24 protein-coding genes and 2 pseudogenes are annotated in these 26,699 nt (G+C 70.0%); 15 read left to right on the plus strand and 11 right to left on the minus strand.

What is annotated here, in order from left to right:
* The first annotated feature begins 65 nt into the window (after positions 1-65).
* The 4 genes and pseudogenes from HMPREF9336_RS16185 to resB all read left to right on the plus strand — a co-directional run bounded on the left by HMPREF9336_RS16185 (position 66) and on the right by resB (position 3,643).
* A complete protein-coding gene (locus HMPREF9336_RS16185; RefSeq protein WP_007468864.1) occupies positions 66-698 on the plus strand; it encodes a histidine phosphatase family protein in 633 nt (210 codons plus the stop codon).
* A complete protein-coding gene (locus HMPREF9336_RS16190) occupies positions 695-1,306 on the plus strand; it encodes a TlpA disulfide reductase family protein (RefSeq protein WP_007468865.1) in 612 nt (203 codons plus the stop codon). Before HMPREF9336_RS16185 ends, HMPREF9336_RS16190 begins: the two co-directional genes overlap by 4 nt.
* Positions 1,303-2,082 (plus strand): cytochrome c biogenesis CcdA family protein, encoded by a 780-nt coding sequence (locus tag HMPREF9336_RS16195; RefSeq protein ID WP_007468866.1) that lies wholly within the window; start codon positions 1,303-1,305, stop codon positions 2,080-2,082. The genes HMPREF9336_RS16190 and HMPREF9336_RS16195 overlap by 4 nt, the downstream gene beginning before the upstream one ends.
* Positions 2,079-3,643: pseudogene (gene resB / locus HMPREF9336_RS16200) on the plus strand (cytochrome c biogenesis protein ResB). The gene HMPREF9336_RS16195 and the pseudogene resB overlap by 4 nt, the downstream one beginning before the upstream one ends.
* Here resB and HMPREF9336_RS16205 read toward each other — a convergent pair.
* Positions 3,585-4,019, minus strand: a complete 435-nt coding sequence (locus tag HMPREF9336_RS16205; RefSeq protein WP_007468868.1) for a hypothetical protein — start codon at positions 4,017-4,019, stop codon at positions 3,585-3,587. The pseudogene resB and the gene HMPREF9336_RS16205 sit on opposite strands and share 59 nt — an antisense overlap.
* A gap of 62 nt (positions 4,020-4,081) precedes the next feature.
* Between HMPREF9336_RS16205 and ccsB the strand changes: the two genes are divergently transcribed.
* On the plus strand, positions 4,082-5,032 hold the full coding sequence (gene ccsB, locus HMPREF9336_RS16210) for a c-type cytochrome biogenesis protein CcsB (RefSeq protein WP_021030872.1): 951 nt from the start codon (positions 4,082-4,084) through the stop codon (positions 5,030-5,032).
* A gap of 90 nt (positions 5,033-5,122) precedes the next feature.
* Here the strand turns inward: ccsB and HMPREF9336_RS18750 are convergent, their stop codons facing one another.
* The gene (locus HMPREF9336_RS18750; protein WP_007468870.1) at positions 5,123-5,275 is read right to left on the minus strand and encodes a hypothetical protein; all 153 of its coding nucleotides are present in this window, start codon (positions 5,273-5,275) and stop codon (positions 5,123-5,125) included.
* Between the two features lie 66 nt (positions 5,276-5,341).
* Here HMPREF9336_RS18750 and HMPREF9336_RS16215 point away from each other — a divergent pair, with 66 nt between their 5' ends.
* The gene (locus HMPREF9336_RS16215) at positions 5,342-5,674 is read left to right on the plus strand and encodes a DUF4229 domain-containing protein (RefSeq protein ID WP_007468871.1); all 333 of its coding nucleotides are present in this window, start codon (positions 5,342-5,344) and stop codon (positions 5,672-5,674) included.
* Between the two features lie 7 nt (positions 5,675-5,681).
* On the opposite strand, the gene HMPREF9336_RS16220 is transcribed toward HMPREF9336_RS16215, so the two are convergent.
* On the minus strand, positions 5,682-6,548 hold the full coding sequence (locus HMPREF9336_RS16220; RefSeq protein ID WP_007468872.1) for a cyclopropane mycolic acid synthase family methyltransferase: 867 nt from the start codon (positions 6,546-6,548) through the stop codon (positions 5,682-5,684).
* 163 nt (positions 6,549-6,711) lie between these two features.
* A complete protein-coding gene (locus tag HMPREF9336_RS16225) occupies positions 6,712-7,581 on the minus strand; it encodes a 1,4-dihydroxy-2-naphthoate polyprenyltransferase (RefSeq protein ID WP_007468873.1) in 870 nt (289 codons plus the stop codon).
* A 60-nt stretch (positions 7,582-7,641) separates the two neighbouring features.
* Here HMPREF9336_RS16225 and HMPREF9336_RS16230 point away from each other — a divergent pair, with 60 nt between their 5' ends.
* Both HMPREF9336_RS16230 and fadD5 read left to right on the plus strand, forming a co-directional pair.
* On the plus strand, positions 7,642-9,234 hold the full coding sequence (locus tag HMPREF9336_RS16230; RefSeq protein ID WP_007468874.1) for a DEAD/DEAH box helicase: 1,593 nt from the start codon (positions 7,642-7,644) through the stop codon (positions 9,232-9,234).
* A gap of 424 nt (positions 9,235-9,658) precedes the next feature.
* Positions 9,659-11,197 (plus strand): fatty-acid--CoA ligase FadD5, encoded by a 1,539-nt coding sequence (gene fadD5, locus HMPREF9336_RS16235; RefSeq protein WP_040586176.1) that lies wholly within the window; start codon positions 9,659-9,661, stop codon positions 11,195-11,197.
* Between the two features lie 37 nt (positions 11,198-11,234).
* Here the strand turns inward: fadD5 and HMPREF9336_RS16240 are convergent, their stop codons facing one another.
* A complete protein-coding gene (locus HMPREF9336_RS16240; RefSeq protein WP_007468877.1) occupies positions 11,235-12,518 on the minus strand; it encodes an FAD-dependent oxidoreductase in 1,284 nt (427 codons plus the stop codon).
* A 120-nt stretch (positions 12,519-12,638) separates the two neighbouring features.
* On the opposite strand from HMPREF9336_RS16240, the gene HMPREF9336_RS16245 reads away from it, so the two are divergent.
* Positions 12,639-13,388 (plus strand): hypothetical protein, encoded by a 750-nt coding sequence (locus HMPREF9336_RS16245; protein WP_021030874.1) that lies wholly within the window; start codon positions 12,639-12,641, stop codon positions 13,386-13,388.
* A 12-nt stretch (positions 13,389-13,400) separates the two neighbouring features.
* Here the strand turns inward: HMPREF9336_RS16245 and HMPREF9336_RS16250 are convergent, their stop codons facing one another.
* Complete coding sequence (locus tag HMPREF9336_RS16250) at positions 13,401-14,327, minus strand: dienelactone hydrolase family protein (RefSeq protein WP_007468879.1); 927 nt, start codon at positions 14,325-14,327, stop codon at positions 13,401-13,403.
* 83 nt (positions 14,328-14,410) lie between these two features.
* On the opposite strand from HMPREF9336_RS16250, the gene HMPREF9336_RS16255 reads away from it, so the two are divergent.
* Positions 14,411-14,770 carry a hypothetical protein gene (locus tag HMPREF9336_RS16255; protein ID WP_007468880.1) on the plus strand — a complete coding sequence of 120 codons (360 nt, stop codon included), beginning with the start codon at positions 14,411-14,413 and terminating at the stop codon, positions 14,768-14,770.
* Between the two features lie 30 nt (positions 14,771-14,800).
* Here HMPREF9336_RS16255 and HMPREF9336_RS16260 read toward each other — a convergent pair whose 3' ends face one another.
* Positions 14,801-15,052 carry a hypothetical protein gene (locus HMPREF9336_RS16260; protein ID WP_007468881.1) on the minus strand — a complete coding sequence of 84 codons (252 nt, stop codon included), beginning with the start codon at positions 15,050-15,052 and terminating at the stop codon, positions 14,801-14,803.
* A gap of 84 nt (positions 15,053-15,136) precedes the next feature.
* Between HMPREF9336_RS16260 and HMPREF9336_RS16265 the strand changes: the two genes are divergently transcribed.
* Positions 15,137-17,239, plus strand: coding sequence for a prolyl oligopeptidase family serine peptidase (locus HMPREF9336_RS16265; RefSeq protein WP_007468882.1), 2,103 nt, complete (start codon positions 15,137-15,139; stop codon positions 17,237-17,239).
* Positions 17,240-17,797: 558 nt separating this feature from the next.
* Here the strand turns inward: HMPREF9336_RS16265 and HMPREF9336_RS16270 are convergent.
* Positions 17,798-18,424 carry a TIGR03085 family metal-binding protein gene (locus tag HMPREF9336_RS16270; protein ID WP_007468883.1) on the minus strand — a complete coding sequence of 209 codons (627 nt, stop codon included), beginning with the start codon at positions 18,422-18,424 and terminating at the stop codon, positions 17,798-17,800.
* 98 nt (positions 18,425-18,522) lie between these two features.
* Between HMPREF9336_RS16270 and HMPREF9336_RS16275 the strand changes: the two genes are divergently transcribed.
* From HMPREF9336_RS16275 to HMPREF9336_RS16285, 3 genes are all read left to right on the plus strand, one after another.
* Positions 18,523-19,275 (plus strand): alpha/beta fold hydrolase, encoded by a 753-nt coding sequence (locus HMPREF9336_RS16275; protein WP_007468884.1) that lies wholly within the window; start codon positions 18,523-18,525, stop codon positions 19,273-19,275.
* On the plus strand, positions 19,275-19,736 hold the full coding sequence (locus tag HMPREF9336_RS18120; RefSeq protein ID WP_244431685.1) for a hypothetical protein: 462 nt from the start codon (positions 19,275-19,277) through the stop codon (positions 19,734-19,736). The genes HMPREF9336_RS16275 and HMPREF9336_RS18120 overlap by 1 nt, the downstream gene beginning before the upstream one ends.
* A gap of 138 nt (positions 19,737-19,874) precedes the next feature.
* On the plus strand, positions 19,875-20,366 hold the full coding sequence (locus HMPREF9336_RS16285; protein ID WP_007468886.1) for a hypothetical protein: 492 nt from the start codon (positions 19,875-19,877) through the stop codon (positions 20,364-20,366).
* Positions 20,367-20,405: 39 nt separating this feature from the next.
* On the opposite strand, the gene HMPREF9336_RS16290 is transcribed toward HMPREF9336_RS16285, so the two are convergent.
* The 3 genes and pseudogenes from HMPREF9336_RS16290 to car form a co-directional block, all read right to left on the minus strand.
* The gene (locus tag HMPREF9336_RS16290) at positions 20,406-21,038 is read right to left on the minus strand and encodes an FMN-binding negative transcriptional regulator (protein WP_007468887.1); all 633 of its coding nucleotides are present in this window, start codon (positions 21,036-21,038) and stop codon (positions 20,406-20,408) included.
* A gap of 11 nt (positions 21,039-21,049) precedes the next feature.
* Positions 21,050-22,035 (minus strand): annotated as a pseudogene (locus tag HMPREF9336_RS16295) (MerR family transcriptional regulator).
* Positions 22,036-22,130: 95 nt separating this feature from the next.
* On the minus strand, positions 22,131-25,697 hold the full coding sequence (car, locus tag HMPREF9336_RS16300) for a carboxylic acid reductase (protein WP_007468889.1): 3,567 nt from the start codon (positions 25,695-25,697) through the stop codon (positions 22,131-22,133).
* Positions 25,698-25,892: 195 nt separating this feature from the next.
* Between car and HMPREF9336_RS16305 the strand changes: the two genes are divergently transcribed.
* Positions 25,893-26,684, plus strand: coding sequence for a polysaccharide deacetylase family protein (locus tag HMPREF9336_RS16305; protein WP_021030878.1), 792 nt, complete (start codon positions 25,893-25,895; stop codon positions 26,682-26,684).
* Positions 26,685-26,699: the final 15 nt, after the last annotated feature.

The following is a 26,699-nucleotide window of genomic DNA, read 5'->3' on the forward strand; positions in this document are numbered from 1 at the left end:
CGATGTCGTGGACGAGCTCGGAGCCCTCTAGACTGCCTAGGGCTACAGGATCGTAAGGAGACCAGATGACCCAGACCGGCGACGAGCAGATCGTCCGCACGACCGTCCACGTCATGCGCCACGGCGAGGTGCACAACCCCACCGGAGTGCTCTACGGCAGACTGCCGGGCTTCGCGCTCTCCGAGCGCGGCCAGCGTCAGGCGAAGAAGGTGGCCGAGCATCTGACCGGCAAGGACATCAAGCGGCTTGTCGTCTCCCCGCTGCAGCGCGCGCAGGAGACCGCCAAGCCCATCTCCGAGGCGCTCGGCCTCGAGATCGAGACCGAGGACGAGCTGATCGAGGCGGGCAACGTCTTCGAGGGCACCAACTTCGCCGAGGGCAAGGGCGTGCTGCTCAAGCCGCAGCACTGGTGGAAGCTGCGCAACCCGTTCAAGCCATCCTGGGGCGAGCCGTACACCGAGATCCGCGACCGGATGGTCCGCGTGGCGACCTCCGTGCGCGACAGCGTCCGGGGCCACGAGGCGGTCATCGTCAGCCACCAGCTGCCGGTGTACACGCTGCGCCTGCACTACGAGGGCAAGGGCTTCTTCCACGACCCGCGCAAGCGCGAGTGCGACCTCGCGTCGATCACGAGCATCGTCTTCGAGGGCGACGCGGTCGCGGAGATCAAATACAGCGAGCCCAGCGCGGGGATATGACCCGGCTCAGGGCGAGAACACGGCGCGGACGCGCGGGCGGGCCGCTCGCCGCGCTCGGCTGCGCGCTGCTCGCGCTGGCCAGCGCGGGGTGCGTGGTGCGCCAGCCCTCCCCGAACGGGATCTTCTCCCCGGACGGGAAGCCGGAGCACTGGTACGACCCCGGCCGCCGGCCCACCCTCACCGGGGCGATCGCCGGGCCCGACTTGCTGACCGACGCGCGCATCTCCCTCGACGACCCGCAGTTCGCCGGGAAAGTCGTGGTGATCAACACCTGGGGGAGCTGGTGCGGGCCGTGCCGGGGCGAGACCCCCGCGCTTGAGGCCACCTACCAGGCGACGAAGGAGAAGGGCGTGGCCTTCCTCGGCATCGACCTGAGAGAAGACTCCAGGGACAGCGCCAAAGACTACGTGCTCGACCGCAAAGTCTCCTACCCGTCGATCTACGATCCGGCGGGGCGGTCGCTGCTGCCGCTCTCCTCGCAGGTCTCCACCAGCGCGGTGCCCACGACGGTCGTGCTCGACCGCTCGCACGCGGTCGCGCTGGTGCACATCGGGGCCGTGACCCAGACGTCGCTCGAGCCCTTGATCCTGAAAGTCGTCGCGGAATGAGCCTCGGCGCGACCTTCGAACAGGCGGCGGCCTCGGGGCCGATCCTGCTGGCCTTGGGCGCGTGCGCGCTCGCCGGGCTGGTCTCGTTCGCCTCGCCCTGCGTCCTGCCCTTGGTCCCCGGCTACGTGTCCTACCTCGCGGGCCTGGTCGGGGCGAGCGTGGACGACTCGGGTCCGCGCGGCGCGGGCGCGAAAGGGCGGGCCGCCCTCGGCGCGGGGCTGTTCGTCCTCGGCTTCAGCGTGGTCTTCCTCCTGGAGACGGCGCTGGTCTTCGGCGTCGCCGACCAATTCGTCCAGCACAGGGAAACGCTCTCCCGGATCGGCGGCGCGGTGACGATCCTCCTCGCCCTGGTCTTCCTCGGCTGGCCCCCGGTCTTGGGCAAAGAAGCCCGCCTCGCCCCTCGCCCGGTGGCCCACCTCGGCGGGGCTCCGCTGCTCGGAGCCGTTTTCGCCCTCGGCTGGACCCCTTGCGTCGGCCCGACCCTCGGCGTCGTGGTCTCCTCCGCCCTCGCGACCGGCGGGGTGGACGCCGCGAGAGGGGCCGGGCTCGTGCTCGCCTACTGCCTCGGCCTCGGCGTGCCGTTCCTCCTGGTTGCGATCGGCTCCGCCACCATGGCCAGCGCCACCGCCTGGCTGCGCGAGCACGCGCGCGCGGTGCGGATCGTCGGCGCGGCGGCCATGGCGCTCATCGGCGTGCTGCTGCTCACCGGGCAATGGGACGCCCTGGTCGGGCAGCTGCGTTCTGCGCTTGGCGGGGAGTACGTCTCGCCGATATGACCCCGCTCGCCTTCCTCCGCGCCAGCTGGCGCTCGCTGACCAGCATGCGGACCGCCCTCGTGCTCCTGTTCCTCCTCGCCGTTGCCGCCGTGCCGGGGGCGATCTTGCCGCAAAAAGACCTCAACATCGGCAAGGTCGACCGCTGGATCCACGACCACCCCAAGATCGGCCCGTGGCTGGACAAGTGCATGTTCTTCGAGATCTTCATCTCGCCGTGGTTCACCGCGATCTACGCGCTGCTCTTCGTCTCCCTGGTGGGCTGCCTCGTCCCTCGGCTGGTCGAGCAGTCCAAGCAGCTGCGCGCCCCGCTGACCAAGACCCCGCGCAACCTCTCCCGGCTCCCGCACCACGCCGCGCTGCGGGCCGCCGGCGCAGAGCTCGCACAGAGGCAGGTGCGCGAGGCGCTGCGCGGCTGGCGGCAGGAGGTCCGCGAGACGGAGGGCGGCTGGGAGATCTCGGCGGAGCGGGGCTTCGCCCACGAATTCGGCAATCTGCTCTTCCACTTCGCCCTGCTCGGGATCCTCGCCGCCATCGCGCTCGGCAGGCTGTGGGGCTACGAGGGCACCCGGACCCTGATCGCCGGTCCCGACGAGACCGGTTTCTGCAATACCTCGACGTCGGTCTACGACTCCTTCCGGGGCGGGCTGCTCGAGGACGGAACCGATCTGGACCCCTTCTGCCTCCAGGCGAAGACCTTCCACGAGAAATTCCTCGCGAACGGCCAGCCGGACGACTACGAGTCGACGGTCGCCTACCAGCTGCCCGACGACTTCGCGCGCAATAGCTGGCGCGACTACACGCTCAGGGTGAACCATCCGTTGCGGGTCGAGGGGCTGCGGGTCTACCTCATGGGCCACGGCTTCGCGCCGACCTTCACGGTCACCTGGCCGGGCGGCCCGAACGGGCAGAGCCGGACCGAGACGGTGCCGTTCATCCCGCAGGACGGGACCACTTTCCTCTCCAGCGGCGCGGCCCGCTTCGACCCGCCAGCGGGCATGTGGCCGGACCTCGGGGAGCGGGACCAGCACGGCATTGCGCTCGAAGGGCTCTTCGCCCCGAGCGCCGGGCTGCACGGGACGCTTTTGACCTCGCTCTCCCCGGAGCTCACCAATCCAGGAGTCGCCATCGACATCTACGAGGGCGACACGGGCCTGAACTCCGGGCGGCCGCAGTCGGCCACCTCGCTCGACCATCGGCTGATCGAGTCCGGCAAGCTCGTCCGCAAGGCGCGCAGGAACCTCATGCAAGGGGAGTCCGAAACATTGCCGGACGGCGTCGTGGTCCGGTTCGACGGCGTGCGGCCCTGGGTGTCGCTGCAAGTGTCCAAAGATCCGGCGCAGCTGTGGGTGCTGCTCTTCGCGGTGACCATGGTGGCGGGCCTGCTCGGCTCCCTCGTCGTGCGCAGACGGCGCGTGTGGGCCAGGTTCGAGTCGGGGAGCTGGAGCTGGGCGGGCTGGCCCGCACCGACCAGGCGGGCTGGCACGGCGAATTCGAGAAACTGGTCAGGCAGATCGACCAAGGGCTGCGAGAACACACAGCGCGATCAAGCCCGCGACCTTGACGAGCTCCAACCCCACGTACGCGTAGTGCGCGCGGGAGCGGCTGGCGGCTGCTTCCTCGGGGCGGGCGAGGACCTGCCGGGTGCGCCGGGCGAGGAACGGACGGACTGCCAGGAGCTGCGCGAGCAGCGCCCCGACGACGAGGCTAGCCCACGCCCAGCGCTCCACGTTCGGACCGCTTGCGGCGAGACCGCAGAGGAGCAGCGCCGCCAAGACCAGCTCGACCAGGTTCAACGCGCGGAAGACCAGCCTGCCGATGCCGAGCCCCAACGCCAAGGTGACGCCGGGGGCGCGGAATTTCAGCGGGGCTTCGAGAAAGGAGACCGCCACCACCATCCCGAGCCAGAACGGAGGCAGGAGCAAGACGGAGCTTTCCATATCGAACGGCCTTTCTCTCTACTACGTACGGTAGTCTGGCTTGCTATGAGAAGGAGCGCGCTATGCCGGTGAACGAGACGTTGGCCGGATACGCCGGGGTCGCCTTCGGAGCGGCCCTCACTTGCTACGTGGTCGCCTTCGCGGCGCTGCTCTTCGAATGGGCGCGGGCCGTCAAGGAGCAGCCAGCCGGGCACGAGGCGAAAGAGCTCGTCCCGGCGGGCGCGCCGCAGAGGCCCGGCGTGGTGAGCGCGCCGAACGCGGGCCCGGCCCGGACGGCGGGGGAGCGGGCCGGTCGCGCCGGGTTCGCCGCCATGATCCTCGGGTGGCTCTTCCACGTCCTCGTGCTGCTCCTGCGAGGATTCGCCGCTGGCAGGCCGCCGTGGGGCAACATGTTCGAGTACATCACTCTCGCGACGGCCGCGGGCCTGCTGGCCGCGATGGTCCTCCTGCGCTCGGACGCCACCCGGCGCAGCCTCGTATTCGCCCTCGGCCCCGCCGTGGTGCTCCTGTACGTGGCGGGGAAGTGGCTCTACACGCCGACCGCCCCTGTGGTGCCCGCGCTCAAGTCCTACTGGCTCGCCATCCACGTCTCCATCATCTCCACCGCCACCGGGGTGTTCCTCGTCTCCGGGGTCGCCAGCGCCCTGTACCTGGCCCGCGAGCGGTTCCACAACACCACCTGGGGCAGCAGGCTCCCGGCCGGGGAGGCGCTGGACCGAGTCGCCTACCAGTCCGCCGTGTTCGCGTTCCCGCTGTTCGGCATCGGCGTCATCTGCGGCGCGATCTGGGCCGAGTCCGCCTGGGGCCGGTTCTGGGGCTGGGATCCGAAGGAGACGATCTCGTTCGTCGTTTGGGTGATCTACGCGGCCTACCTGCACGCCAGAGCGACAGCGGGATGGAAAGAGCAGCGCGCGGCGCTGATCAACGTCGTCGGCTTCGGCATGTTGCTCTTCAACCTGTTCTACGTGAACTTGGTGCAGTCCGGCCTGCACAGCTACACCGGCCTGAACTGAATCGGTCCGGGACTGATCGGTCCAGCTGGACCGAGGCCTCGGCCGACCGGGCTCAGTCGGTTGCGCTCATAAACCAGTCGGGCGCTCCGGTCACTTCTGGTCGCGGTTGATCCGGTTGCGCAAATCCAACAGGAAATCCGGGTCGTCGTCCGGGGCGAGGACGCGACTGCGCTGCGCTGGTCGTGCCCGCCAGAGCAGCACCACGACCACTGCGATCGCCAACGCGGCTACGAGATAGGCCATACCTTTCAGGATAACCCGTTCACCCGCTGTTCGCTTCGGCTCCCTCGTTTCGACTACCCTGAGAACATGTCCGATCCCAGCTCCGCGCAGTCCGCTCCCGGCCGAGGCCGTTTTGCCGCAGGCGTCGCCGGGTACATGCTGCTGCGTTTCGCGTTGCTCCTCGTCGTCGCCGCATTGATCTACGGGATCGGCCAGCTTGTCGGGGTGGCCGTGCCGCCGATCGTCGCGCTGCTGTTCGCGGGCGTCGCGTCGATGCCGCTGTCCTGGCTCCTGTTCAACCGGTACAACGCGAAGATCGGTGCGGGCATGGCGGAAGCGGACTCGCGCCGGCGCTCGGAGCGCGCGGCGCTGCGAGCCCAGCTCGCGGGGGAATGCTCCGAGGAGCCGAAGGGCTCCTGAGCCGACGCTATTTCACCAGCGTGAACTGCTCGACGTCCAGGGCGCCGTCCCAGAACCAGACGGCGCAGCCGGAGAGATACCTCATGTAGCGGTCGTAAACCTCTTGGCCGCTGATCGCGACCGCCTTGTCCCTGTTCTCGGCGAGCGCCCACGCCCAATGGTCGAGGGTGCGGGCGTAGTTGATGTTGAGCGAATGCTCCCGCTCCAAGGAGTAACCAGCCGCTTCGGAGAGCTCGCGGATCTTCTTCGGGTTGGTGAGCTGCCCGCCGGGGAAGATCTCCTTGTTCATGAACAGCGCGAAGCGCAGCCGCTGGGAGGAGGGGTTGATGCCCTTGGCGGCTTGCTCGTAGAAGTCGAAGCAGACGATGCTGTGCAGCAGCATGCGGCCGTCGGCGGGCAGCAGGCGGTAGGTCTTCTCGAAGAACGCGGTGTGGCGCTCGCGGCGGAAGTGCTCGAAGGCTCCGATGGAGACGATGCGGTCGACGGGCTGGTCGAACTCCTCCCAGCCTTGCAGGCGGACCTCCGAGGTGCGGCCGTTGGGGTTGGGGAGTTTCGCGAGCTCGTCCGTCACATGGGCGTACTGGTTCTTGCTGAGCGTGAGGCCGATGACGTTCACGTCGTACTTGACCAGCGCGCGTTTGAGCACCGTGCCCCAGCCGCAGCCGACGTCCAGCAGCGTCATGCCGGGCTGGAGGTTCAGTTTCCCGAGGGCGAGGTCGACCTTCGCGAGCTGCGCCTCTTCGAGCGACATGCTCGGGCGCTCGAAGTACGCGCAGCTGTAGGTGCGCGTCGGATCGAGGAACAGCGCGTAAAAGTCGTCCGAAAGATCGTAATGCGATTGGACGTCTTCGTAGAAAGGCTTCAAATCAGACATGGGCTGCCTTTTGCATGCCACACGAAGGAGGGGTGGCGTTCCTTGGCCGGCGGCTTCGCCCGGCCTGCGGTGCAGACTACAACACTGTGGGCGATATTACCGGGCAAGACGCGAAACTCGGCCTGACCAAGGGAATTGCGGCTCAACTGGGGAAGAGAGCGGGCTAGTTGAAGAACAACGCGGCGGTGATGACCACGGACCACACGAGCATGCCCGCGTTCGTGGCTCCGAGGACGGCGATGAGCCGGGGCCCGACGGCTCCTCGCCGCACCGCCATGCCGGGGCCGACGAGGAGCAGCACCGCGGCGAGCGAGAAGATCGCGAAGGGGACGGTGGCGGAGAGCGCGGCGGAGACGAGGAACGGCACGACGAGCAGCCCCATGTAGAAGACCCGCGTCTTCGCGTCTCCGAGCCGGACCGCCAGCGTGTGCTTCCCGTTGCGCGCGTCCCCTTCGATGTCGCGCAGGTTGTTCACGGCGAGCACCGCCGCGGAGAAGGCTCCGGCTCCCACCGCGCAGAGCACGCCCTCGTGGCTGATCCCGCCCGCCTGGGAGAGTTCGGTGCCGAGGACGGCCGCGAGGCCGAAGCAAAGGAACGCGGCGACCTCGCCGAAGCCCAGGTAGCCGTACGGCTTGGACCCGCCGGTGTAGAACCAGGCAGCCGCGAGGCAGCAGAGGCCGAGGACGACGAGCCACCATGTGCTGGTGGCGGCGAGCACGAGGCCCGCCGCGCAGGCGACGGCGAAGCTCGCGACGGCGGCGCGCAGCACGGCCTTGGGGCTGGCCGCGCGCGAGCCCACCAGGCGCATCGGCCCCACCCGCTCGTCGTCGGTGCCCCGGACGCCGTCCGAATAGTCGTTGGCGTAGTTGACTCCGACGATGAAGCCGAGCGAGACGATCAGCGCGGCCAGCGCCTTCCACCATACGAACCCGCCGAGCTCGGCGGCGGCCCCCGAGCCGAGCAGCACCGGGGCCACGGCGTTCGGGAAGGTGCGCGGTCGGGCTCCTTGCGCCCATTCTCGTAGTGTTGCCATGGGCCGATCATTCCTCATTCATTAGGCGAAAGCGGCGTCGCCCCGGTAGACTTCCGCCCAGTGAGCTCAGAATCTTCGGCAGACGTCACCTTCGCCGATCTCGAATTGCACCCCTCGGTCCTCGAAGCGGTGCGAGAAGTCGGCTACGAGACGCCCTCGCCGATCCAGGCCCAGACCATCCCCGCCCTGCTCGACGGGCGGGACGTGGTGGGCCTGGCCGCCACCGGCACGGGCAAGACGGCGGCGTTCGCCCTTCCGGTCCTCTCTCGGATCGACCCCAAGCTGCGCAGGCCCCAGGCGTTGGTCCTCGCGCCGACCCGAGAGCTCGCGCTCCAGGTCTCCGAGGCGTTCAGCCGGTACGCCTCGAAGATGCCGCAGGTCTCGGTGGTCTGCATCTACGGCGGCGGGGCCTACCCGGTGCAGCTGCAGGCGCTCGGCAGGGGGGCGCAGGTCGTGGTCGGCACCCCCGGCCGTGTGGTGGACCACCTCGAGCGCGGGACGCTCAAGCTCGGGGAGCTGCGCTTCCTCGTGCTCGACGAGGCCGACGAGATGCTCAAGATGGGCTTCCAGGAGGACGTGGAGCGGGTGCTCGGCGCGGCGGCGGAGGAGAAGCAGGTCGCGCTCTTCTCCGCGACGATGCCCGGAGCCATCCGGAAGATCTCCAAGACGTACCTGCACAACCCCGTCGAGGTGACCGTCAAGGCCGCGACGACGACTTCGGAGAACATCGAGCAGCGCTACACGCTGGTCGCGCACCATCGCAAACTGGACCTGTTGACCCGGATCCTCGAGGTCGAGCCGTTCTCGGCCATGATCGTCTTCGTCCGCACCAAGCAGGCGACCGAGGAGCTCGCCGAGCGGCTCCGGGCGCGGGGGTTCGCGGCCCGTCCGCTCAACGGCGACATCCCGCAGGCGGCGCGCGAGCGCACTGTTTCCGCGTTGCGCGAGGGGAAGATCGACATCCTGGTGGCGACGGACGTGGCGGCGAGGGGCCTGGACGTCGAGCGGATCACCCACGTCTTCAACTACGACGCGCCGCACGACACCGAGTCGTACGTGCACCGCATCGGCCGCACCGGGCGAGCGGGCCGCACCGGCGTCTCCTACCTCTTCGTCACCCCGCGCGAGCGCTCCATGATCGGGGCTATCGAACGGGCGACGCGCCAGCCGCTGGCCGAGACCCCGTTCCCGACGGTGGCGGACGTGAACGCGGGCCGTATCGCGAAATTCCGGGACTCGATCACCGAGGCGCTCGGCCTGCCCGGCGTGGAGCAGTTCCGCAGGCTCGTCGAGGACTACGAGCGGGAGAACAACGTGCCGATGGCCGACATCGCGGCGGCGCTCGCGGCCCAGACCCGAGGCGGGGAGGAATTTTTGCTCTCGGAGGACGCCGACGAGCAGGAGTTCCGCAAGCGCCCGAAACAGGACCGGGGCGAGGGGCGTTGGAGCAAGGACGGCGAGGGCCGGGGCGGCCAGGACGGCCGCAAAGGCGGTTTCCACAAGCGGGGCGCCGGCGGTTTCGGGAGCAGGTCGGAGGGCTTCGGCTCAGGCCGTCGCGAGCCGGGCGGGCGACGCGAGCAGCGCGGCGGTGGCTGGGAGCAGCGCGGCGAGCGGGGCGGCCGTAAGGGCGGCACTCGCAGAAGCGGCTGGTGACGGCGGGGATGAGCCCGAGCGCGGGCCACAGCGCTGATCCGGTCGAGATAGCGCGCGAATTCGGCTCTGGTCGAGGGGAACTGGCTCTGTCGTAGGCCGAGTGCCGGCCTGCCACGTCTCCGATCACCGGGCGCATGGCCTGGAGGACGAAGGCGACGCTGTTCGCCGGAAGGCCAGCCCGTCGGCCCGCGATGCCGCCGATCAGGCCCAGCGGGTCGACAAATGTCGTTTTCCGAGGGGTTCGACACGATCGGACTGTGTTCTCGCGCATAGTCTCACGGCAATGTGATGTGTTACGATGACACTGCGTTCGTAACAATGTCTCGCGCCAGCCCGGGAAAAGAAGGGAAGGAAAGCTGTGACCGCACTCCTGCGCCATGACGACCACCGGAACACGGCGGCGCTCGACCCGGACGGCCAGCCGCTGAGCGCCTGCCGCAACACGTGGGCCGCCAGCGTCGTTCGACACGCTCAGATGCGTCCTGACCTGCCCGCCATCCGATTCCAAGGCAGGACGACGACCTGGGCCGAGCTCGAAGACAGGACGAGCAGGCTCGCCGGTTTCCTGCGCGAGCGGGGCGTCGGCTTCGGCGACCGGGTCCTTGTGCTGATGCTCAACCGCCCGGAGTACGTCGAGACGGCTCTCGCGCTGGGCAGGCTCGGGGCCATCGCCGTGCCGGTCAACTTCCGGCTCGCCCCCGGCGAGGTGGTGTTCATCGCGCGCGACTGCGGCGCGCGGGCTGTCGTCACGGACGAAGCGCTGGCCCCCCTGGCCCAAGCGGTGACGGCGCAGGTCCCCGAGCTGGCGTTGGCGATCGGCGTCGGGGTCGAGGCGGACGGGGGCCTTGCGCCCTACGCGACGGCGGTGGCGGGCGACCGGCTCGGCGCGGAGCGCGCGACCCCGGACGACGCGCCCGCGCTGATCATGTACACCTCCGGCACCACGGGCAGGCCGAAAGGAGCCGTGCTCACCCATGCCAACCTGCACGGGCAGACGTTGACGGCGATCTGCGCCTTCCACCTGCGCCCGGAGGAGGAGATCGCGTTCGTCGCGGCCCCGATGTTCCACATCGCCGGGCTCGGGAGCATCGGCCCTGACCTGGTGCTCGGCTTCCCGACGGTGATCCATCCGACCGGCGGGTTCGACCCGGCCCAGGTTCTCGACGCGCTCGCGGCCGAGCGGGTCACCACCACGTTCTTCGTCCCGACCCAATGGCAGGCGCTGTGCGCGGAGCAGCGGGCGCGGCCCCGGCCGCTGAATCTGCGGATCATCTCGTGGGGGGCCGCCCCAGCCTCGGACGCGCTCCTGCGCGAGATGGCCGAGGTCTTCCCGGACGCGGACAACGTCGCGGTGTTCGGCCAGACCGAGATGTCCCCGGTGACCTGCCTGCTCGACGGCAAGGACGCGATCCGCAAGCTCGGCTCGGTCGGCAGGGTCATCCGCACCTTGGCGGCGCGGGTGGTGGACGACGAGATGCGCGAGGTGCCGCAGGGCGAGGTCGGCGAGATCGTCTACCGGGGCCCCACGATGATGCGCGAGTACTGGAACAACCCGGAGGCCACCGCCGAGGCGTTCGCGGGCGGCTGGTTCCATTCGGGCGACCTGGTGCGCATGGACGAAGAGGGGTTCGTCTTCGTCGTCGACCGGAAGAAGGACATGATCATCTCCGGCGGCGAGAACATCTATTGCGTCGAGGTCGAGAACGCGCTGTGCGGGCACCCCGCCGTGGCGGAGGCCGCCGTGGTCGGCAGGGCGCACGAGAAATGGGGCGAGACGGTCGTCGCGGTGCTCGCGCTGGCTCCAGGCTGCGGGGAAGCGCCGACTGCCGAGGAGCTGTCCGCGTGGCTGGAGGACAAATTGGCGCGCTACAAGCACCCCAAAGACGTCGTGGTCGTCCCCGCGCTCCCGCGCAACGCCAGTGGCAAAGTGGTCAAAGCCGAGCTGCGGGCGCAGCTCGGCTGAGCGCCGCGCAGCAGTCGCCGACGGGCGGTGTGGTGTCTCAGTCGCCGACGGGCTGGCGGCGCGCCCAGTCGGGCGCGTGCTCGGGCAGCGGGCCGATGGCGATGAGCATGCCGGGCAACGCCTGCAAGAGGGGGAAGCGCTGGGCGAGCCGGAGCACGAACGGCGCGCGGCGGCGGGCGCGCGGGGCTGGGGCGGGCCCCGGCAAGCCGACCTTGGCGAAGACCAGCCGGTGGGCGACGCGCTGGAAAGTCTGGATCACGAAGGTGGGGTAGAGGCGCCGGCGGCGCACTGAGGCGAGCGCCCGGTCGGGGATCGGCGCGCCGGACTGTTGCGCCCGCACGAGCGGTCCGGCGAGGAGCCGGGCCGAGGCGACCGCGTCCTGAACCGCGAGGTTGATGCCGACCCCGCCGACGGGCGACATGGCGTGCGCGGCGTCGCCGATGGCGAGGAACCCCGGCGTGTGCCAACGCTTCGGCAGCCGGTTGAGCTGGACGTCGAGCAGCTTCACCTCGTCGAAGCTCGTGACGGACGACAGGCGGTCGGCGAGCCAGGGCACCAGCGAGCCGATCCGGTCGCGGAACGCCGCCACCCCTTCCTCGCGCAGCGCGCGGTCGAAGCCCTTGCGGATGAGATAGGCGCATTGGAAGTAGTCGCCTCGGTCGATGAGGGCCATGCCTTGGCCTTCGCCTTGGCTGAACCGGCCGGTCAGACCCACAGGATCGGCCCCCTCGAACCGGGGAAGGCGGAACCACAGCACGTCGATGGGCGCGCCGAAGGAGAGCGGCCGAAGGCCCGCCGCGTCACGCATGCGCGACGAGCGCCCGTCCGCGGCCACGACAAGCGAGGCGCGCAGCTCCCCGGGCTCGCCGTCGCGCAGATACCGCACGCCGACCACGCGTCCGCCCTCCACGACGGTCCCGGTGGCTTCTGCGCGCATCCAGAGCCGGAAGCCCGGCTCGCTCGCAGCCGCGTCGGCGAGCAGGTCCAAGAGATCCCACTGCGGGATCATCGCGATGTGCTTGTGCGGGCCGGGCAGCCTGCCGAGGGCGTTGATCTCGATGGAGCCGGAGTCGAGCGAGACTCGCAGCGACTGGATGAACCTGGCGTGCAGTTTCTTGAACCGTTCGCCGAGGCCGAGCTCGTCGAGCAGGGTCAACGTGCTCGCGTGGACGGTGTCGCCGCGGAAATCGCGCAGGAAGTCGCCGTGCTTCTCCAGCACGACCACGTCGACCCCGGCCCTGGCGAGCAAGAGCCCGAGCACCATGCCCGCCGGTCCGCCGCCGACGATGGCGCAGGTCGTCTTTGTCGTCTCCTCGACCATGGCGCGCTCCTTTTCCTCTACAGCCGAGCCTAGTCCGCGCCAGCTCTTTCGCCTAGGAGGTGCGGGGGGTGCAGTAGAATCTCGCTATCGACAGGCAGGGGATCGAGAGGAGTTGCGAGCATGGCGAGTCGGGGGACAGTTGTGCCGTTGGCGGCGCTCGTCGCGGCGTTCGGGCTTGCCGGGTGCGAGCGGTCCGCCGAGGCGGCGGGCGGACTGGCCTCCCCAAGCGCCCGCGCTGCTGTTCCGGCTCCGAGCCCGCAAAGCGCGGAAGGGCAGCTCGCCACGCGTCCGGACAACGACTTGTTCGCCCTTCTGCCGACGCAGGACGACTTTCCCCCGGACGCGTTCTTGAGCCCGAGCCCGGCGGACGCGTCCGGGACGGGGAAGCGCAAGCTGCCAGAGACGGATCCCCCAGGCTGCGCGACGGGCAATCCGGCAGGTTTCGTCGCCAACGTGGTCGCGGCGGCGTTGCCTTCGGACGAGTCGGACCGGCGCACGGTGGTCGTCGCGATCGGGAAGCAGACTGCGGCCCAAGGCCATGCGGGCCAGATCGAGGACTGGCTCGCCAAATGCGGGCGATATCGCACCCCGCCGAGCTTCGGCGGGGTCGAGGGCGAAGAGACGGTGACGCTGGAGCGGCTCAAGCCTCCCGCGCTCGGCCTTGACGAGGCCGTCTCCTACGAGCAGCGGACCACAGGCAACGTCCGGATCACCGGCAGCGACCAGGAGAACGAGGTGGCCGACCGCGTCGTCAGCGTCATCGGCGGCCTGCGCGGGGTGTTCGTGAGCGTCTCGTGGCGCAACGACGACGACCAAGAGCTGGCGTTGCAGCTGCTGGAACAGCTTGCGGACCGGGTCCGCTCGGCCTGATTTCGGCCTGGGTCAGGCGAGGTACTTGTCGAACCAGGAGATCAGCTGGCGCCATGCGTCCTCGGCCGCCCTCGGGACGTACCGGGGCCCGGAGTCGTTGAAGAAGGCGTGGTTGGCCCCGCGCTCGACTATGATCGCGTGGGTCAAACCGGCCGCTTGGAGCGAGCTTTCCGCCGCCGCGCGGCTCGCGTTGACCCGCGCGTCCTCCTCGCCGTAGAACGCGATCACCGCCGCGTCGCTCCCCCGGAAATCCACCGGGGCTTCGGGCGGGCCTTCTTCGTGCAGTGGCCCGTAGAACGGGGCTCCGACGGCGATCCTGGGGTCTTTGGTCAGCAGCAGCTGCCACGTCAGGCCGCCGCCGAAGCAGAAGCCGACCACGGCGAGCTTCTTGCCTGGCTCGCGCCTCGCGAGCTCGTCGAGAGCGGATCGCAGGTCGGCGACGAACCGCTCGGCGGGGGCCGCCATCAAGGCCTTGGTCGCCTCGTCCTGGCTCGCGAATTTCGCGGTGCCGCCTTCCTCGGAGAGAAGGTCGACGGCCAGCGCAGAGAAGCCCGCGCCCGCGAGGCGGCCTGGGATGGTCTTGATGTGCTCGGTCAGGCCCCGGTTCTCGTGGATCACCAGCACCGCGCCCCTGGCTCGGTCGGCTTTCGACCAGGCTCCGAGCAACTCGCCCCGCCTTCCGGGGAACGTCGTCGGCTCCACCCGCAGCGCGCCGAGGACGCCAGGCGGAGCCTCGTCGGGCTGCGGGGAGCCCGAGCCAGAACCGGCCTCCCCGGCCCGGCCCGGCTTCTGGCCCTCGGGAGCGCACGCGGCGATGAGCGCCGCCGCCGAGGCGGCGGAGAGGCCGAGCGCGGTGAGCCTGGCGAGAGCTTCGCGGCGGGGGATGACCCCCTCTGCGCCATCGGTGGCGATCTCTTCCGCGATGTACCGGTGGAACATACCACCATCCTAAGCAGGAAACTCCCGTCCTGCGCTGGGCGAGCGGGAGGGCTTCGCGAGCCGGGCTCGCTTAGAATAGTCCAGTGGATCAGAGCAGCTCCTACGACTTCACCGGCAGTGTCGATCTGTACGCGCTCTTCGGCATCTCGGGCTATCTCGAGCGCGAGGGCGTGGTCGAGGAGGCGATCCCCTTGGTCGCCAGGGTCCTTGGCTGCACGGTCGAAGAAGCGTTGGTGATCCAGGCCAAGCAGAAAGCTCCGGCAGAGGCATGGCTGCAAGAGCACGGCAAGGACTACGGCCCGGAGTCGGTCGAACGCGCGCACCGGGTCTTCCGGCTGCTGGTGCAGCATATGTGCCCGGACGAGGCGGCGCGCGCGAAGACGTGGTTCGAGGGCGTCGTCGACGAGCGGGGGCGCGGCGGATTCGGCTCCTGGGGCGAATGAGCCGGAACGGGCAAGCGGCCGGAGCCGGCCTCACTCGTCCTTGGCGGCGGGCTTGCCCTGGTTGATCAGGAACAGCTCCGCCTCAAGGGACAAGATGCGCTCCTCGGCGGCTTTGAGCAGCTCGTCGCGGACGTTGATGCGCTCGCGCCAGCCGGCTTCGATCTGGTCGACGATGGAGACGAGGACGGTGTGGGCCGCGGCGCGGTCCATCGGGGCCACCGTCTCGCTGCCCAGAACGGCGACGAGTTGGTCGGCCATGTTCTTGAGTTCGTCGTGCGTCATGAGCACATATTAATGCAAAAGGCAGACGCGGGGGAGCGGTTTTCCGCAGCGTGGCAGGGACGGGCCCCCGTATGCTGGGCAAGCATGAGAGGTATGCGCAGGGCGGCGCTTGCGGCGTTGGCCCTTTTCACCGGCGCGTGTTCGAGCGGAACGCGAAGCGCCGAGCAAGACCCGTTCCTGTGGCTGGAAGCGGTGGCGAGCCCCGAGGCCTCGCGCTGGGTCGCCGACGAGAACCGGAAGACCATGGCCGCGCTTGGCGAGGATCCGCGCTACGCGGAGAACCTGGCGAAGGCGACGGCGCTCGGCGAGTCGCCGCAGCGGCTCGCGCGGCCGCAGATCGTCGGCGACTCGGTCTTCAACTTCTGGCAGGACAAGGACCACACGCGAGGGATCTGGCGCCAGACGTCCGTCGGCGGCTACGAGACAGGGGAGCCGCACTGGACGACGGTGCTCGACCTGGACCGGGTCGCCGAGGCCGAGGGCAAGAACTGGGTGTGGAAAGGGGCGGACTGCTCGCTTGCCGCGCCGAACCGGTGCCTGGTCGAGCTCTCCGAGGGCGGCGAGGACGCGGTGACGGTCCGCGAATTCGACACCCGGACGCGCTCGTTCGTCCCTGACGGCTTCGCCCTGCCGCGCGGCAAGCAGGACGCGCAGTGGCTGGACGAGGACACGCTCCTGGTGTCGCGGGAGTGGCGGCCGGGTGAGCTGACCAGCTCCGGCTATCCGTACATCGTGAAAACGCTTCGGCGCGGGCAGACGTTGGACAGCGCGGCCGAGATCGGGCGAGGACAGCAGTCCGACATGCAGGAGTCCGCAGCCGTGCTGCACGACGGCGACGGCGGCGCGGTCGCGCTCTTGGTGCGCAACCCCTCGTTCTTCGAGTCGGAGTACCGCCTCGTCGCGCAGGACGGGACCCCGAAGCTCGCGCTGCCGCCGAAGTCGAGCCTGGCGGGCCTGGTCGCGGGGCGCCTGGTCGTCCGGCTCGACCAGGACTGGGCCGTCGCGGGCTCGACGTTCGCCTCAGGCTCGCTCGTCTCGCTGCGCCTCGCCGACCTGACGGCGGACCCGGCGGGCTTGCGGCCGACGCTCGTCTGGGCCCCAGGGCCGCGCGACGCCCTGCACGGGGTCGCCGTCACGAGGGGCGGTCTGATCGTCAGCACGCTGCACGAGGTCAGCGGGCGGATCGCCGAATACCTCCCCGCCGCAGACGGCTCCTGGTCGAGCAAGGACGTGCCGATCCCGGAGCTGGCGAGCGCTGACCTGCTCTCCGCCGCGCCGAACAGCGCGACCGCGTACTTCTCCGTGGGCTCCTTCCTCGCCCCGACCACGGTGTGGCGGATGGACGCGGCGGCCGGAACGGCCCGTCCGGTCGTATCGCTGCCGCCGCAGTTCGACGCGACCGGCCTGATGGCCGAGCAGCTGGAGGCCACCTCGAAAGACGGCACGAAAGTCCCGTACTTCGTGGTGCGCCGCAACGACATCCCCTTCGACGGCTCCAACCCCACGATCCTCTACGCCTACGGCGGGTTCGGCAACTCGATGACCCCCTCCTACAGCGGCGTCCGGGGGCAGCTCTGGCTCGAGCGGGGCGGCGTCTTCGTCCTCGCGAACATCCGGGGCGGCGGCGAATTCGGCCCGGCCTGGCACGACGCCGCGCTCAAGACCAACCGCCAGCGCGCCTACGACGACTTCGCGGCGGTCGGGGAAGACCTCGTCGCCCGCAAAATCACCTCGCCCCGCCGCCTCGGGATCCAAGGAGCCTCCAACGGCGGGCTGCTGATGGGCGTCGAACTCGTCCAGCGCCCGCAGCTGTGGAACGCCGTGGACATCGGCGTCCCGCTCCTGGACATGCTGCGCTACGAGCAGATCGACGCGGGCGCGTCCTGGGCCGGGGAGTACGGCAGCGCGCGCGTGCCGGAGGAGCGCGCGTTCCTCGAATCCGTCTCGCCGTACCAGAACCTCAAACGCGGCGTGCGGTACCCCGCGCCGTTCATCTGGACCACGACCAAAGACGACCGGGTCGGCCCGCAGCACGCCCGCAAATTCGCCGCGAAGCTCGCCTCCTTCGGCGATCCGTATTTCTTTTACGAAGTCACCGAGGGCGGCCACGGCTCGGGCGCGAACATCGCGCAGAGCGCCGTCACCACCGCGCTGGAGTACACGTACTTCCAGCGCCAGCTCATGTGACCGGGCTGGTCAGGAACCGCGCCTCGTCCCGAACGACGCGCATGCGCAAGCGGGGCGGAGCTTGACGGATTGCGGTATCCGCAAGTTGCGATGCTGCTGCTTTCAGCGTAGTTTCCAGCGGAACAGTGATCGCGCGCTTCTCGGCGATCCCAGAAGCGCATGCCGTGAGGCATCGAAAGGCTGTGCCGCATGGTGTACCGCTCCGGGCGCGAGGACGTCGGCCCGCGCGTGAAGCAGTACGGGCTGCCGAGGACCCCGAGGACGAGCAGATCGAGGCCGGCCGTTCGCCTGCGTCATCCCGGCTTCCCGCTGATCATGCTCCCGAATCCAGGAGCCTTTTGCTCGCCAATCCTGAAAGCGCTCGGTGACTCGGAGCAAGATCGATTGCTCACGAACTCGGGGCAAAGCGTTTCCCAAATTCATGGTCAAAACCGGCCCGAGCGCCATCAGAGGCGCAACGAGGAGTGGCTCCGTGGCGCGTGGCCCATGGCGATGCCTCTTTGGTCACGGCTCCACGGCGTGGCGCATCGCATGATTGCCGGCCCTGGCCGCCCCGGCTTAGATGCCTCGGGGCGCGGCGAGGACGGCGGCCTTCGCGGCCTCGGAGCCGTCGAGGGCGACGGTGACGGGCTTGCGGCCGTAGGCGAAGAGCACGAGCTCTTCGATCTCGCCGGTCACGGCGACGGGCTCGCCGCCTTGGCCGCCTCGGGCGAGCACCGCGCCCTGCGGGGTCGAGAGGGTCACGGAGCCGGGCGTCTTCTGCAGCGCGACCGCGCCCATGAGCCGCATGGGCCGGGCGAGCGCTTTGCGGAGCCCTGGGGTGGCTGTCCGAGGCCGGTGGCCGGGCTGCGCCCGCAAGATGTCCTCGTGGTGGATGAACATCTCGACCAGGTTCGCAGCGCGGTCGACCAGGGCGAAAGGGGTGTACCATGGCGGTCCGCCCGCGACGGCGTCGAGCAGCGATTCCCAGCCGCGCTCGGCGACTTTCTGCTGCGCGCGGGCGGTGCGCGCGGCGAGCATCGGCACGGCGATCCCGGCGGCGTTGTCGAAACGGAGCGATTCGCGCAGGACGAGGTGGGCGACGAGGTCGCGGACCGTCCAGCCCTCGCAGAGGGTCGGCGCGTCGGGTCCGGCGGTCTGCGCCGCGCGCACCAGGCCGGCCCGCTCGTTCTGAGAAAATGTCATGGCGGTGAGTGTAGGGGAGGTCGGCCGGCGCGGCGGCTCCGACCGGGATTGCTACAGTGAGGCGATCAGGTCCGCTTCGCGAGCGTCAGGAGAGGCCGATGCCGAAATTCTTGCTGTTGCGGGGGCTCAGCCGGGAGAGCCGCCACTGGGAGGAGTTCCCCGCGCTGCTCGAGAGCAGGCTCGGGGCGACGGTGGCGTGCGTGGACGCTCCTGGGTTCGGGTCGGAGCACCGCAGGGTCTCGCCTCGGACGATCGCGGGCATCACCGACGACATCAGGGCGCGCTTCGGCGGTGGCGGGGCGGACTGGACGCTGCTGGGCATTTCGCTCGGCGGGATGGTGGCGCTGGACTGGTGCGCCCGCTATCCGGCGGATTTCGGCAGGGTGGTGGTCATCAACTCCAGCACCGCCGCGACCCCGCTCTTCCACCGGTTCGCGCCGTCCGCGCTGCCCGAGCTCGCGCTCGGGCGTTTCAAGTCCGACGTGGAACGGGAGCTGACCGTCCTGGAGCGGGTCACGAACAACCCTGGGATCGACCGGACCGGCCTCGCCGAGCGCTGGGCGGGCTACCTCGCCGAGCAGCGGCCTTCGAACGCGAGCCTGGCCAATCAGATCATCGCCGCGGTCGTGTTCCCGATGCCGAAACGGGTGCGTCCGCCCGCGTTGGTCCTCGCCGCTCGGCGGGACCGGCTGGTGGCGGCTTCCTCCTCGGAGACCATCGCGGCCCGGCTCGGAGCCCCGATCCGTTACCACGAGACGGCGGGGCACGATCTGACCCTGGACGACGGCCCGTGGGTCGTGGACCAGATCGAGGCATGGCTCGGGGCCGCCGAGAACGAGGCTGTGGCGTGATGGCCCCGGCGGATTCGAAGCTCCCGTTCGCCTCCGACGCCGAGGCCGCAGCTTGGTGCGCGCGGACGCGGCGGGCCAGCCTGCGCCGTCGCCGCGCCGCGTTCGCGGAGCTGGCCCGCGTCTTCCAAGCCGCTCCCGCGCCGGAGTCCATCGCGGGGAACACGGACATCGGCCTGGTGGCGGCGCCGCTGGGCCTGCCGGTGGACGCGGTGGTGCGGCTCTTCTTCAACACCGGGTTCTGGCTGCACAAGAAGTTCGACGCGGGCGGGGCCGGGGGATCAACGGGTTCGCCCGCTGGTTCCGCCCGCTCGCCCCGCTCGTCTTCCCCGGCGGCGGCTTCCACGCGGACCAGGCCCGGCTGTGGGGCGTCCGGTTCGCGAACAAGCGGACCGAGAGCCTGGTGTTCCCCGGCAAGGCGGTGTTCACCGTCGACTACCGCGACCCTGCGACCACGCTCGTGATGCGTACCGCGGTGGACGAGGCCGTCCAGATCTCCCCGAACGTGTACCTGTGCCTCGGCCTGGCCGATGTGCGCGGGCGGGCGGTCAAACTGCTGTGGTTCACGCTGACCCGCTCGTGAGGGGGCGTAGCATCGGCGCATGTTCGTCTCGTCCGTGGGGGTTTGTCGACGGGCTTTCGCCGTCGCCGTCGCATTCGCCGCGCTGATCGCCCCGTCCGCCGCCGCCGCGCCGCTCGACCCCGACGGCACGGTCCTCGAATTGTCCTACGCCAACGTTTCGCCGCTGACCTATGGGACGAAATGGCTCCGGCGGTTCAGCTTCGAAGTGCGCCGAGGCCACGCGAGGTTGGTCGTGCACGGGCAGGGCGACGCGGTGCTCGGCCAGGAGTCCAGGCCGGTGCCGGAGGCGATGTGGTCCAAACTGCTCGCCGACGCGTCCGCGTTGCCGAGCGGGGAGGAGGAGGGCAAGCGCTCGGGGAGGTGCTTCGACGCGGGGATCTGGAGCATCACCGTGGTGGACCGGGGGCGGACGGTCAAGTCGGTGGCGCGGGATTGCCCCGACGACGAGCAGGTGGAGCGCTTCTTCGTCCCGGTGGACGGTTTGTTCGACATGGCGAAGTACCAGCCCTGAGGCTCCCTGCGCGGACGGGGCTCTGCCTGCCCGCGCCGCTCACGCGTCCCGGTGCGCCCGGACCAGGGCGGCGACGGCGGCGTCGTCGGGCCTGCCTCTGGCTCGGAGCCCTTCGATCACGCCGTCGATGTTCTCCGGCGGCTGGTTCTGGCTGAGCTTGAACTTCGCCTCGACGCGGCTGATGACCACTTCGACGCCGACGACGGCCCGCAGCTGGCGCTCGACGAACTGCGCGGGGGCCTGGTCGACGGACCACGGGGTCGCGGAGTCGGCCTCGTGCCGATCGGTGAGGCCTCGGATCTGCCGCTCGACCCATGCCGGGTCGTCGTGGACGACGAGCCGCCCGTACACGTGCGCGGTCACATAGTTCCAGGTGGGGACCACGCGGTGGTGCTCGGCCTTCGTCGGGTACCACGACGGCGTCACGTACGCCTCCGGGCCTCGGACGATCACCAGCGCCTCGCCCTGCGCGGGCTCGCGCCAGTGGCCGTTGCTCCGCGCCATGTGGCCGAGGAGCGCTCCGCGTTCGCCGGAGCCGGGGTCGTGCTGGAAGGGGAGCGGCGTGGCCGCCAGGCCGCGCGGGGTCATGGTGACCAGGTCGGCGGCCCCCATGTTGGCGAGCAGGTCGCGGACGGAGCTTTCGTCGGGCTCGAAGGGGCGGGGGATGTGCAACGGGCGGCCTTTCAGCTGTTGTTTTCCGGCGGCGGGGCCGCAGGGGCGCGGCCTGGTTCGAGGGGGTTGCCGCGCAGCCAGGCGAGGACCTGCTCGGCGTGCCGGTCGGGCGGGAAGATCGGGTAAAAGACATGCTCGACCCTGCCCTCGCGCAGGACGAGGGTCAGCCGCGTGTGCAACCGGGCCCCGCCCGCCTCGAAGGTGGGCAGCCGGAGGGCTTCGGCCAGGCTGAAGCCGGGGTCGGACAGCATGTCGAACGGCAGGTGGAGCCGTTCGACGACTTCGCGCTGGTAGTCGGAGTCCTGGCTGGACAGCCCGTACACGCGTCCTGCCCCCGCTTCGAGGAGGTCGTGGAAGTGGTCGCGGAAGCCGCACGACTCCGGGGTGCAGCCCCTCGCTCCGGGGATGGCGTTCCAGCCCTCCGGCAGGTCGAAGTCCGGGCGGCCGGTGAGGGGTAGATGTAGAGCACCGCGCGGCGCGGCCCCAGCTCGTCCAGCCGGACCGCCGCGCCCGACGTGTCGGCGAGCGAGAGCTTCGGCACGCGGGCTCCGGGCAGGTGCGCGGCGGCTCCGTCGTCCTCGGGGACCGGCAGGCCCTCGGGCAGGGCGAGGTAGGAGCGCCAGAGCGCGGGGGCGGCGGCGCTGCCCCGATGCGCGGCGGCGGCCAGTTGGGCGATCAGGGCCGTGCGGCGGGAGGACAGCGCCTCGATGCGCTCGGTCGTCTCGCGGATCGCGTCGCGCAAGCCCGCCAACGAGGCGGGGCACTCGTCGGAGTGCGGGTGCCCCGCCTCGAGGCATTCGAGGAACGGGCGGGTGCGCGCGACGGGGATCCCGAGCCCGCGCAGGGCGTTGATCTCGCGGACCAGGCGCACGTCGTCCTCGCGGTAGCTCCGGTAGCCGTTGGCGAGTCGCGCGGATTCGATCAGGCCGAGCGACTCGTAGTAGCGCACGGCTTTCGCCGTCACGCCCGCCTGCTTCGCGAGTTCGCCGATCGTCATGCCGCTCATGCGGTCGAAGCTACACCTTGCCCTTAGGGGCAAGGTCAAGGCGCGGGGCGGGGGAGGCGGGTCTTTCGCCGCCCCCGCCCCGCGTCTCAGAGCAGGCCGAGCTGCTTGATGTCCTCGGCGTACTTGACGATGAGCGCCTTGTCCAGATGCGGGATGTCGTGCTCCGCGCCGACCTTGGCCTCCTGGACCGAGGACTGGAAGTTCTTGGTCTGGAACGGGGAGCCGTCGATCGCCGGGGCGGGCTGGGCGAACGCGTGCAGCAGCGGGAGCACCGAATGCTGGCGCTGCGCCTCCGGCAGGCCGCGCAGCGAAGTCTCGAACCGGGACAGCCACTCGGCGTAGTCGTCGACCCGCGAGATCGGGTGCCCCGCCTCGACGAGCCAGTCCACGAACTCGTCCAAGCCCACCCCGTCATGGTGCGGGTTGAACACGTCGAAGCTGTGATAGCCGTCCGAACCGGCGAGGCCGAGTGTGGTGATGGCCTCGGCGGTGAAGTCCACCGGGATGCCGTCGTAGTGCGCGCGCTGGCGCCCGCCCGTCGCGTCGAGCTGGTAGAAGGACTTCGGGGCGATGCCGGTGGCCAAAAGGCTCAGGATGAGCCGGGTGAACTGGTCCGGGACGTTGAGCTGTCCGGTGTACTTGCGGTGCGCGAGGATCATGTCCGAGCGGAACACCCGGACCGGCAGGCCCGCGTGCTCGTATGCCTCGCGCAGCAGCACCTCGCCCGCCCACTTGCTGTTGCCGTAGCCGTTCGCGTAGCCCTCGTCGATGGAGCGCACCGCGCTCACATCGCGGATGTCGCCGTCCTCCTCGAAGGCCGAGGGCTCCACGCCGACGGCCACCGCCACCGTGGAGAGGTAGGTGACCGGCTTGAGCCGCTTGGTGAGGGCGAGCTTGGCGACCTCGGCCGTGCCCACCACGTTCGGGCCGAACAGCTGGCTGTAGGGCAGAACGTGGTTCACCAGCGCGCCGGAGTGGACGATGAGGTCGACTTCGTCCGCGAGCCGGTCCCAATCCGCCTTGCGCAGGCCGAGGTCGGCGTCGCTGAAGTCGCCCGCGAGCACTTCCAGGCCCTTGTCGGCGAGATCCTCGTAGTGCGCGAGGAGCGCGGGGTCGCCGCTCTCGAAGACCGAGTCCAGCCGGGCTTTGGCGGCCTTGTCGTCCTTGCCGCGCACGATCACGACGACCTTGCCGCCCTGCGGCACCAGACGTTCCAGCCAGGCCAAGGCGAGGAAGCGCCCGAGCCAGCCGTTGGACCCGGTGAGCAGCACCGTGCGGACCTCGCTTGCCGGGCGGGGCAAGGACGGGGCGGCGGCGAGGGTCTGGGCGTCGAGGAACTTCTCCAGCTTCAGGTCGCTCGCGCGGATCGTCGTCGCGCCCGCGCCGTGCACGCTCGCGAAGGTGGGCCGGTCGCTGCCGGAGGAGCGCTCCTTCTCGATGTGCGCCGCAACCGAGCGCAGGTTGTTCGCGGCGCTCACGATGACGCTCACCGGCACCTCGACCTGGAAGATCTCGTGCAGGAAGTTGGAGTAGGTGAGCGCGGAGAGCGAGTCGCCGCCGAGGTCCGAGAAGTGGGCCTCGGGGTCGACCTCTGCGGCGGAGGCTCCGAGCAGCGCGGCGGCGGCCCGCTGGACGGTCTCGATCACCGGGCGCTCGCCCGCGCCGACCCGGATCGAGCGCAGCTCGCCAGCCTGGGTCTCGGCGAGCTGCGCGTACAGCGCTTCGAGCCGCTCGCCGTAGCGCGCCTTCACCTTCGGGCGCAGCGTCTTGCCCGCGTCGGAGAGGATGCCGTTCTCGATGGTGAAGGGATCGGTCTCGATGATGAAGTCGCGCGGCACCTCGTAGGACTGCAGGCCCTCCTCGCGCGCGATCTTCTGCAGCGAGTCGCCGAGCGCCGACTTGACCGCCTCGCCGTCGCCGTATTTCGCGAGGGCTTCCGGGGTGGGGACGACGACGGCGAGCAGGTACGAGCGCTGGCTCGACCCGTAGACGGAGATCTGCCGCACCAGCGGGCTCGTGCCGTACGCCGCCTCCAGCTTCGAGAGCGCGACGAACTCGCCCTGCGAGAGCTTCAGGACGTTCTTGCGCCGGTCCACGTAGACGAACTCTTCAGGGGCGACCTCGGCGACCACGTCGCCGGTGAGGTAGAAGCCGTCTTCGTCGAAGACCTCGGCGGTGGTCTCCGGGCGCTTGTAGTAGCCGGGGAGGATGGTCTGGGTTTTGATCGCCAGCTCGCCTCGGGGATACGGGGAGTCGGTGGAGAAGTAGCCGAGTTCGGGCACGTCGATCAGCTTGTGCTCGGTCACCGGCGGCTTGACCAGCTTGCGGTCGCGCCACACGGGGCCCGCCTCGGTCGACCCGTAGCCGTCCACCAGGTGGACTTGCAGCACGGATTCGATGAAAGCGGTGAGCTCGGGGGACATCGGAGCCGAGCCGGAGCCCGCCGTGAGGACCCGCCCGCCGAGGAGCTTCTCGCGCAGCTCGGTCTTGATCGCCTCGGCCTGGGGCGAGCCGTCCGCCGCGCCGATGCGGTCCAGCTCGCTCTGGTAGTGCTGGTAGATCATCTCGCAGATCCGCGGCACGAAGAAGAGCTTGGTGGGCCGGGCGAGCGAGTAGTCCTCGAAGAACGTGGAGAGGTCGCTCTTGGCGATGAAGTACGTGGTGCCGCCGCTGGAGAGGGTGCCCATCAGGCCGATGCGCCCGGCGACGTGGCTGAGCGGCATGAAGTTGACCATGATGTCGGGAACGTCCGGGGCCGAGTCGCCGTCGTCGAAGGCGTTGTGCCAGATGCCGCCCCAGAACTGCGCGACGTTGCGCTCGGGGTACATCGCGCCCTTCGGGGTGCCGGTGGACCCGGAGGTGTAGATGAGCAGGGACAGGGAGTCGTCGCCCGCGTCGGTGGCGGGCGGGAGCGCCACGCGGGGGAGGGCGCGGCCACGGGCGATCACCTCGTCCAGCGTGTCCACCAGGACGGCGCTGCCCGCTTCGGCGAGCCGGCTTCGGGCGGCCTCGACCGCCTCGCGGTCCTCGTCCACGCCCTGGCGGTAGTCGAACACGAGCAGGCGGCGCACCGACGGGGTCGCGAGCGCGGTCGTCACGGCGTTGTCGAGGTGTTCGACGCTCGCGCCGAACACGGCGGGCGCGGTCTCCTCGGCGATGGCCTTGAGGGTGTCGGTCGTCGCCCCGGTCTGCAGCGGCACCGAGGTGAGCCCGAGCAGCACGCCCGCGATGTCGAGAGAGGTGTAGTCGGTGCTGGTGAACCCGATGGTCGCGATGAACTCCCCGGCCTTGACCGGGGCCTCGGCGTGGTTCGCCAGCTCGCTCGCGATCGCGTGCGAGCGCTCCAGCAGCTCGCGGTAGCTCACCGTCTCGAACTTCGGCAGCAGCGTCGCGACAGCCCGTCCGGTGATGGGATCTTTTGTGATCTCAAAAGCGCGCTGGGCGAGGGCCGGGCGGTCTCCGTAGCCGGAGAGGAAGGCTTCGATCCGCTGCGCGAGGCGCAAACCCTGCTGCGTCGCGCGCTCGGCGACGGCCTTGTCCGGCACAGCGGCCGCGGCTTGCGGATCGATGGCGACAAGGCGCGCGACGCGCTCGGCGAGGCTCTGTCCGGCCGGCCGGGCCTGCCTGGTCTCGTAGCTCTGCGACTCAGTCATGGAGGATCCTTTCTTTCAACAAGATGCCGTCGCGCCCTGAGCGCGACAAACGCCCGAAAACATAGTTTCTAATCCCTAACTGTATACCCGGGGCCGGCTGAAGAACAGAGCCTGACGTGTGAACTTTGGCACTGCGACACGCGTTTGATCCTGCTTGGGAGACCTGGTCCGCAGTACTATCAAAGCATGGCAGCGATGGGGAGGCGGCGGTTCCTTCAAGCTCTGGCGGCGAGCGTCGCGGTCGTCGGCTCGGCGACCGGCGGCATGGACGTGGCCCTCGACGACGTGCTGCCCGAGGGGCAGAGGACGCCGAGGGCTTCCGCGCGGACGCCCGTCGGCCCGGCTCCCGCCGTCGTGGGCGCCCCGTTCGGGGTGATCACCCGGCTGCCCGGCGAGGGCGCGCAGCTCGCGTGGACCGTGGACGACGGGTGCAGCGTCGCCGTGGTCGCGGCGTTCGCGGCCTTCCTGAAAGACACCGGAGTCCGGATGACTTTTTTCCCCAACGGCGTGAACGCCTCCTGGACCCTGTGCGCCCCCGCGCTGCGCCCCATGGTGGAGTCCGGGCAGGTGGCGTTGGGCAACCACACGTGGTCGCATCCGGACATCACCAGGCTTCCGGCGAAAGAAGTCGCGGACCAGATCGTTCGCAACGAGCGGTTCCTCAAGAACACCTACGGCGTCACCGGGCAGCCGTTCTTCCGCCCGCCCTACGGCAAGCGCAACGCCGCGACCGACCAGATCGCGGCGGACAACGGCTACCGCTCCGTCGCGCTGTGGGGCGGCACGCTCGGCGACTCGACGGTGGCCGGGGCGCAGAGCCCGGACCGGTTGGTCCAGGCCGCGCGCAGCGTGTTCTGGCCGCAGAACATCGTGCTCAGCCACGCCAATCTGCCTGGGGTCACGCACTGCTACGGGCAGCTCGTGGAGCTCATCAAGAACCGTGGGTTGCGGACGGTGACATTGCGGGACGCCTTCGGCCTCGCGTAGACGGAGATCACATAC

It is taken from the genome of Segniliparus rugosus ATCC BAA-974 (genome assembly GCF_000185725.2).
Classification (GTDB): domain Bacteria; phylum Actinomycetota; class Actinomycetes; order Mycobacteriales; family Mycobacteriaceae; genus Segniliparus; species Segniliparus rugosus.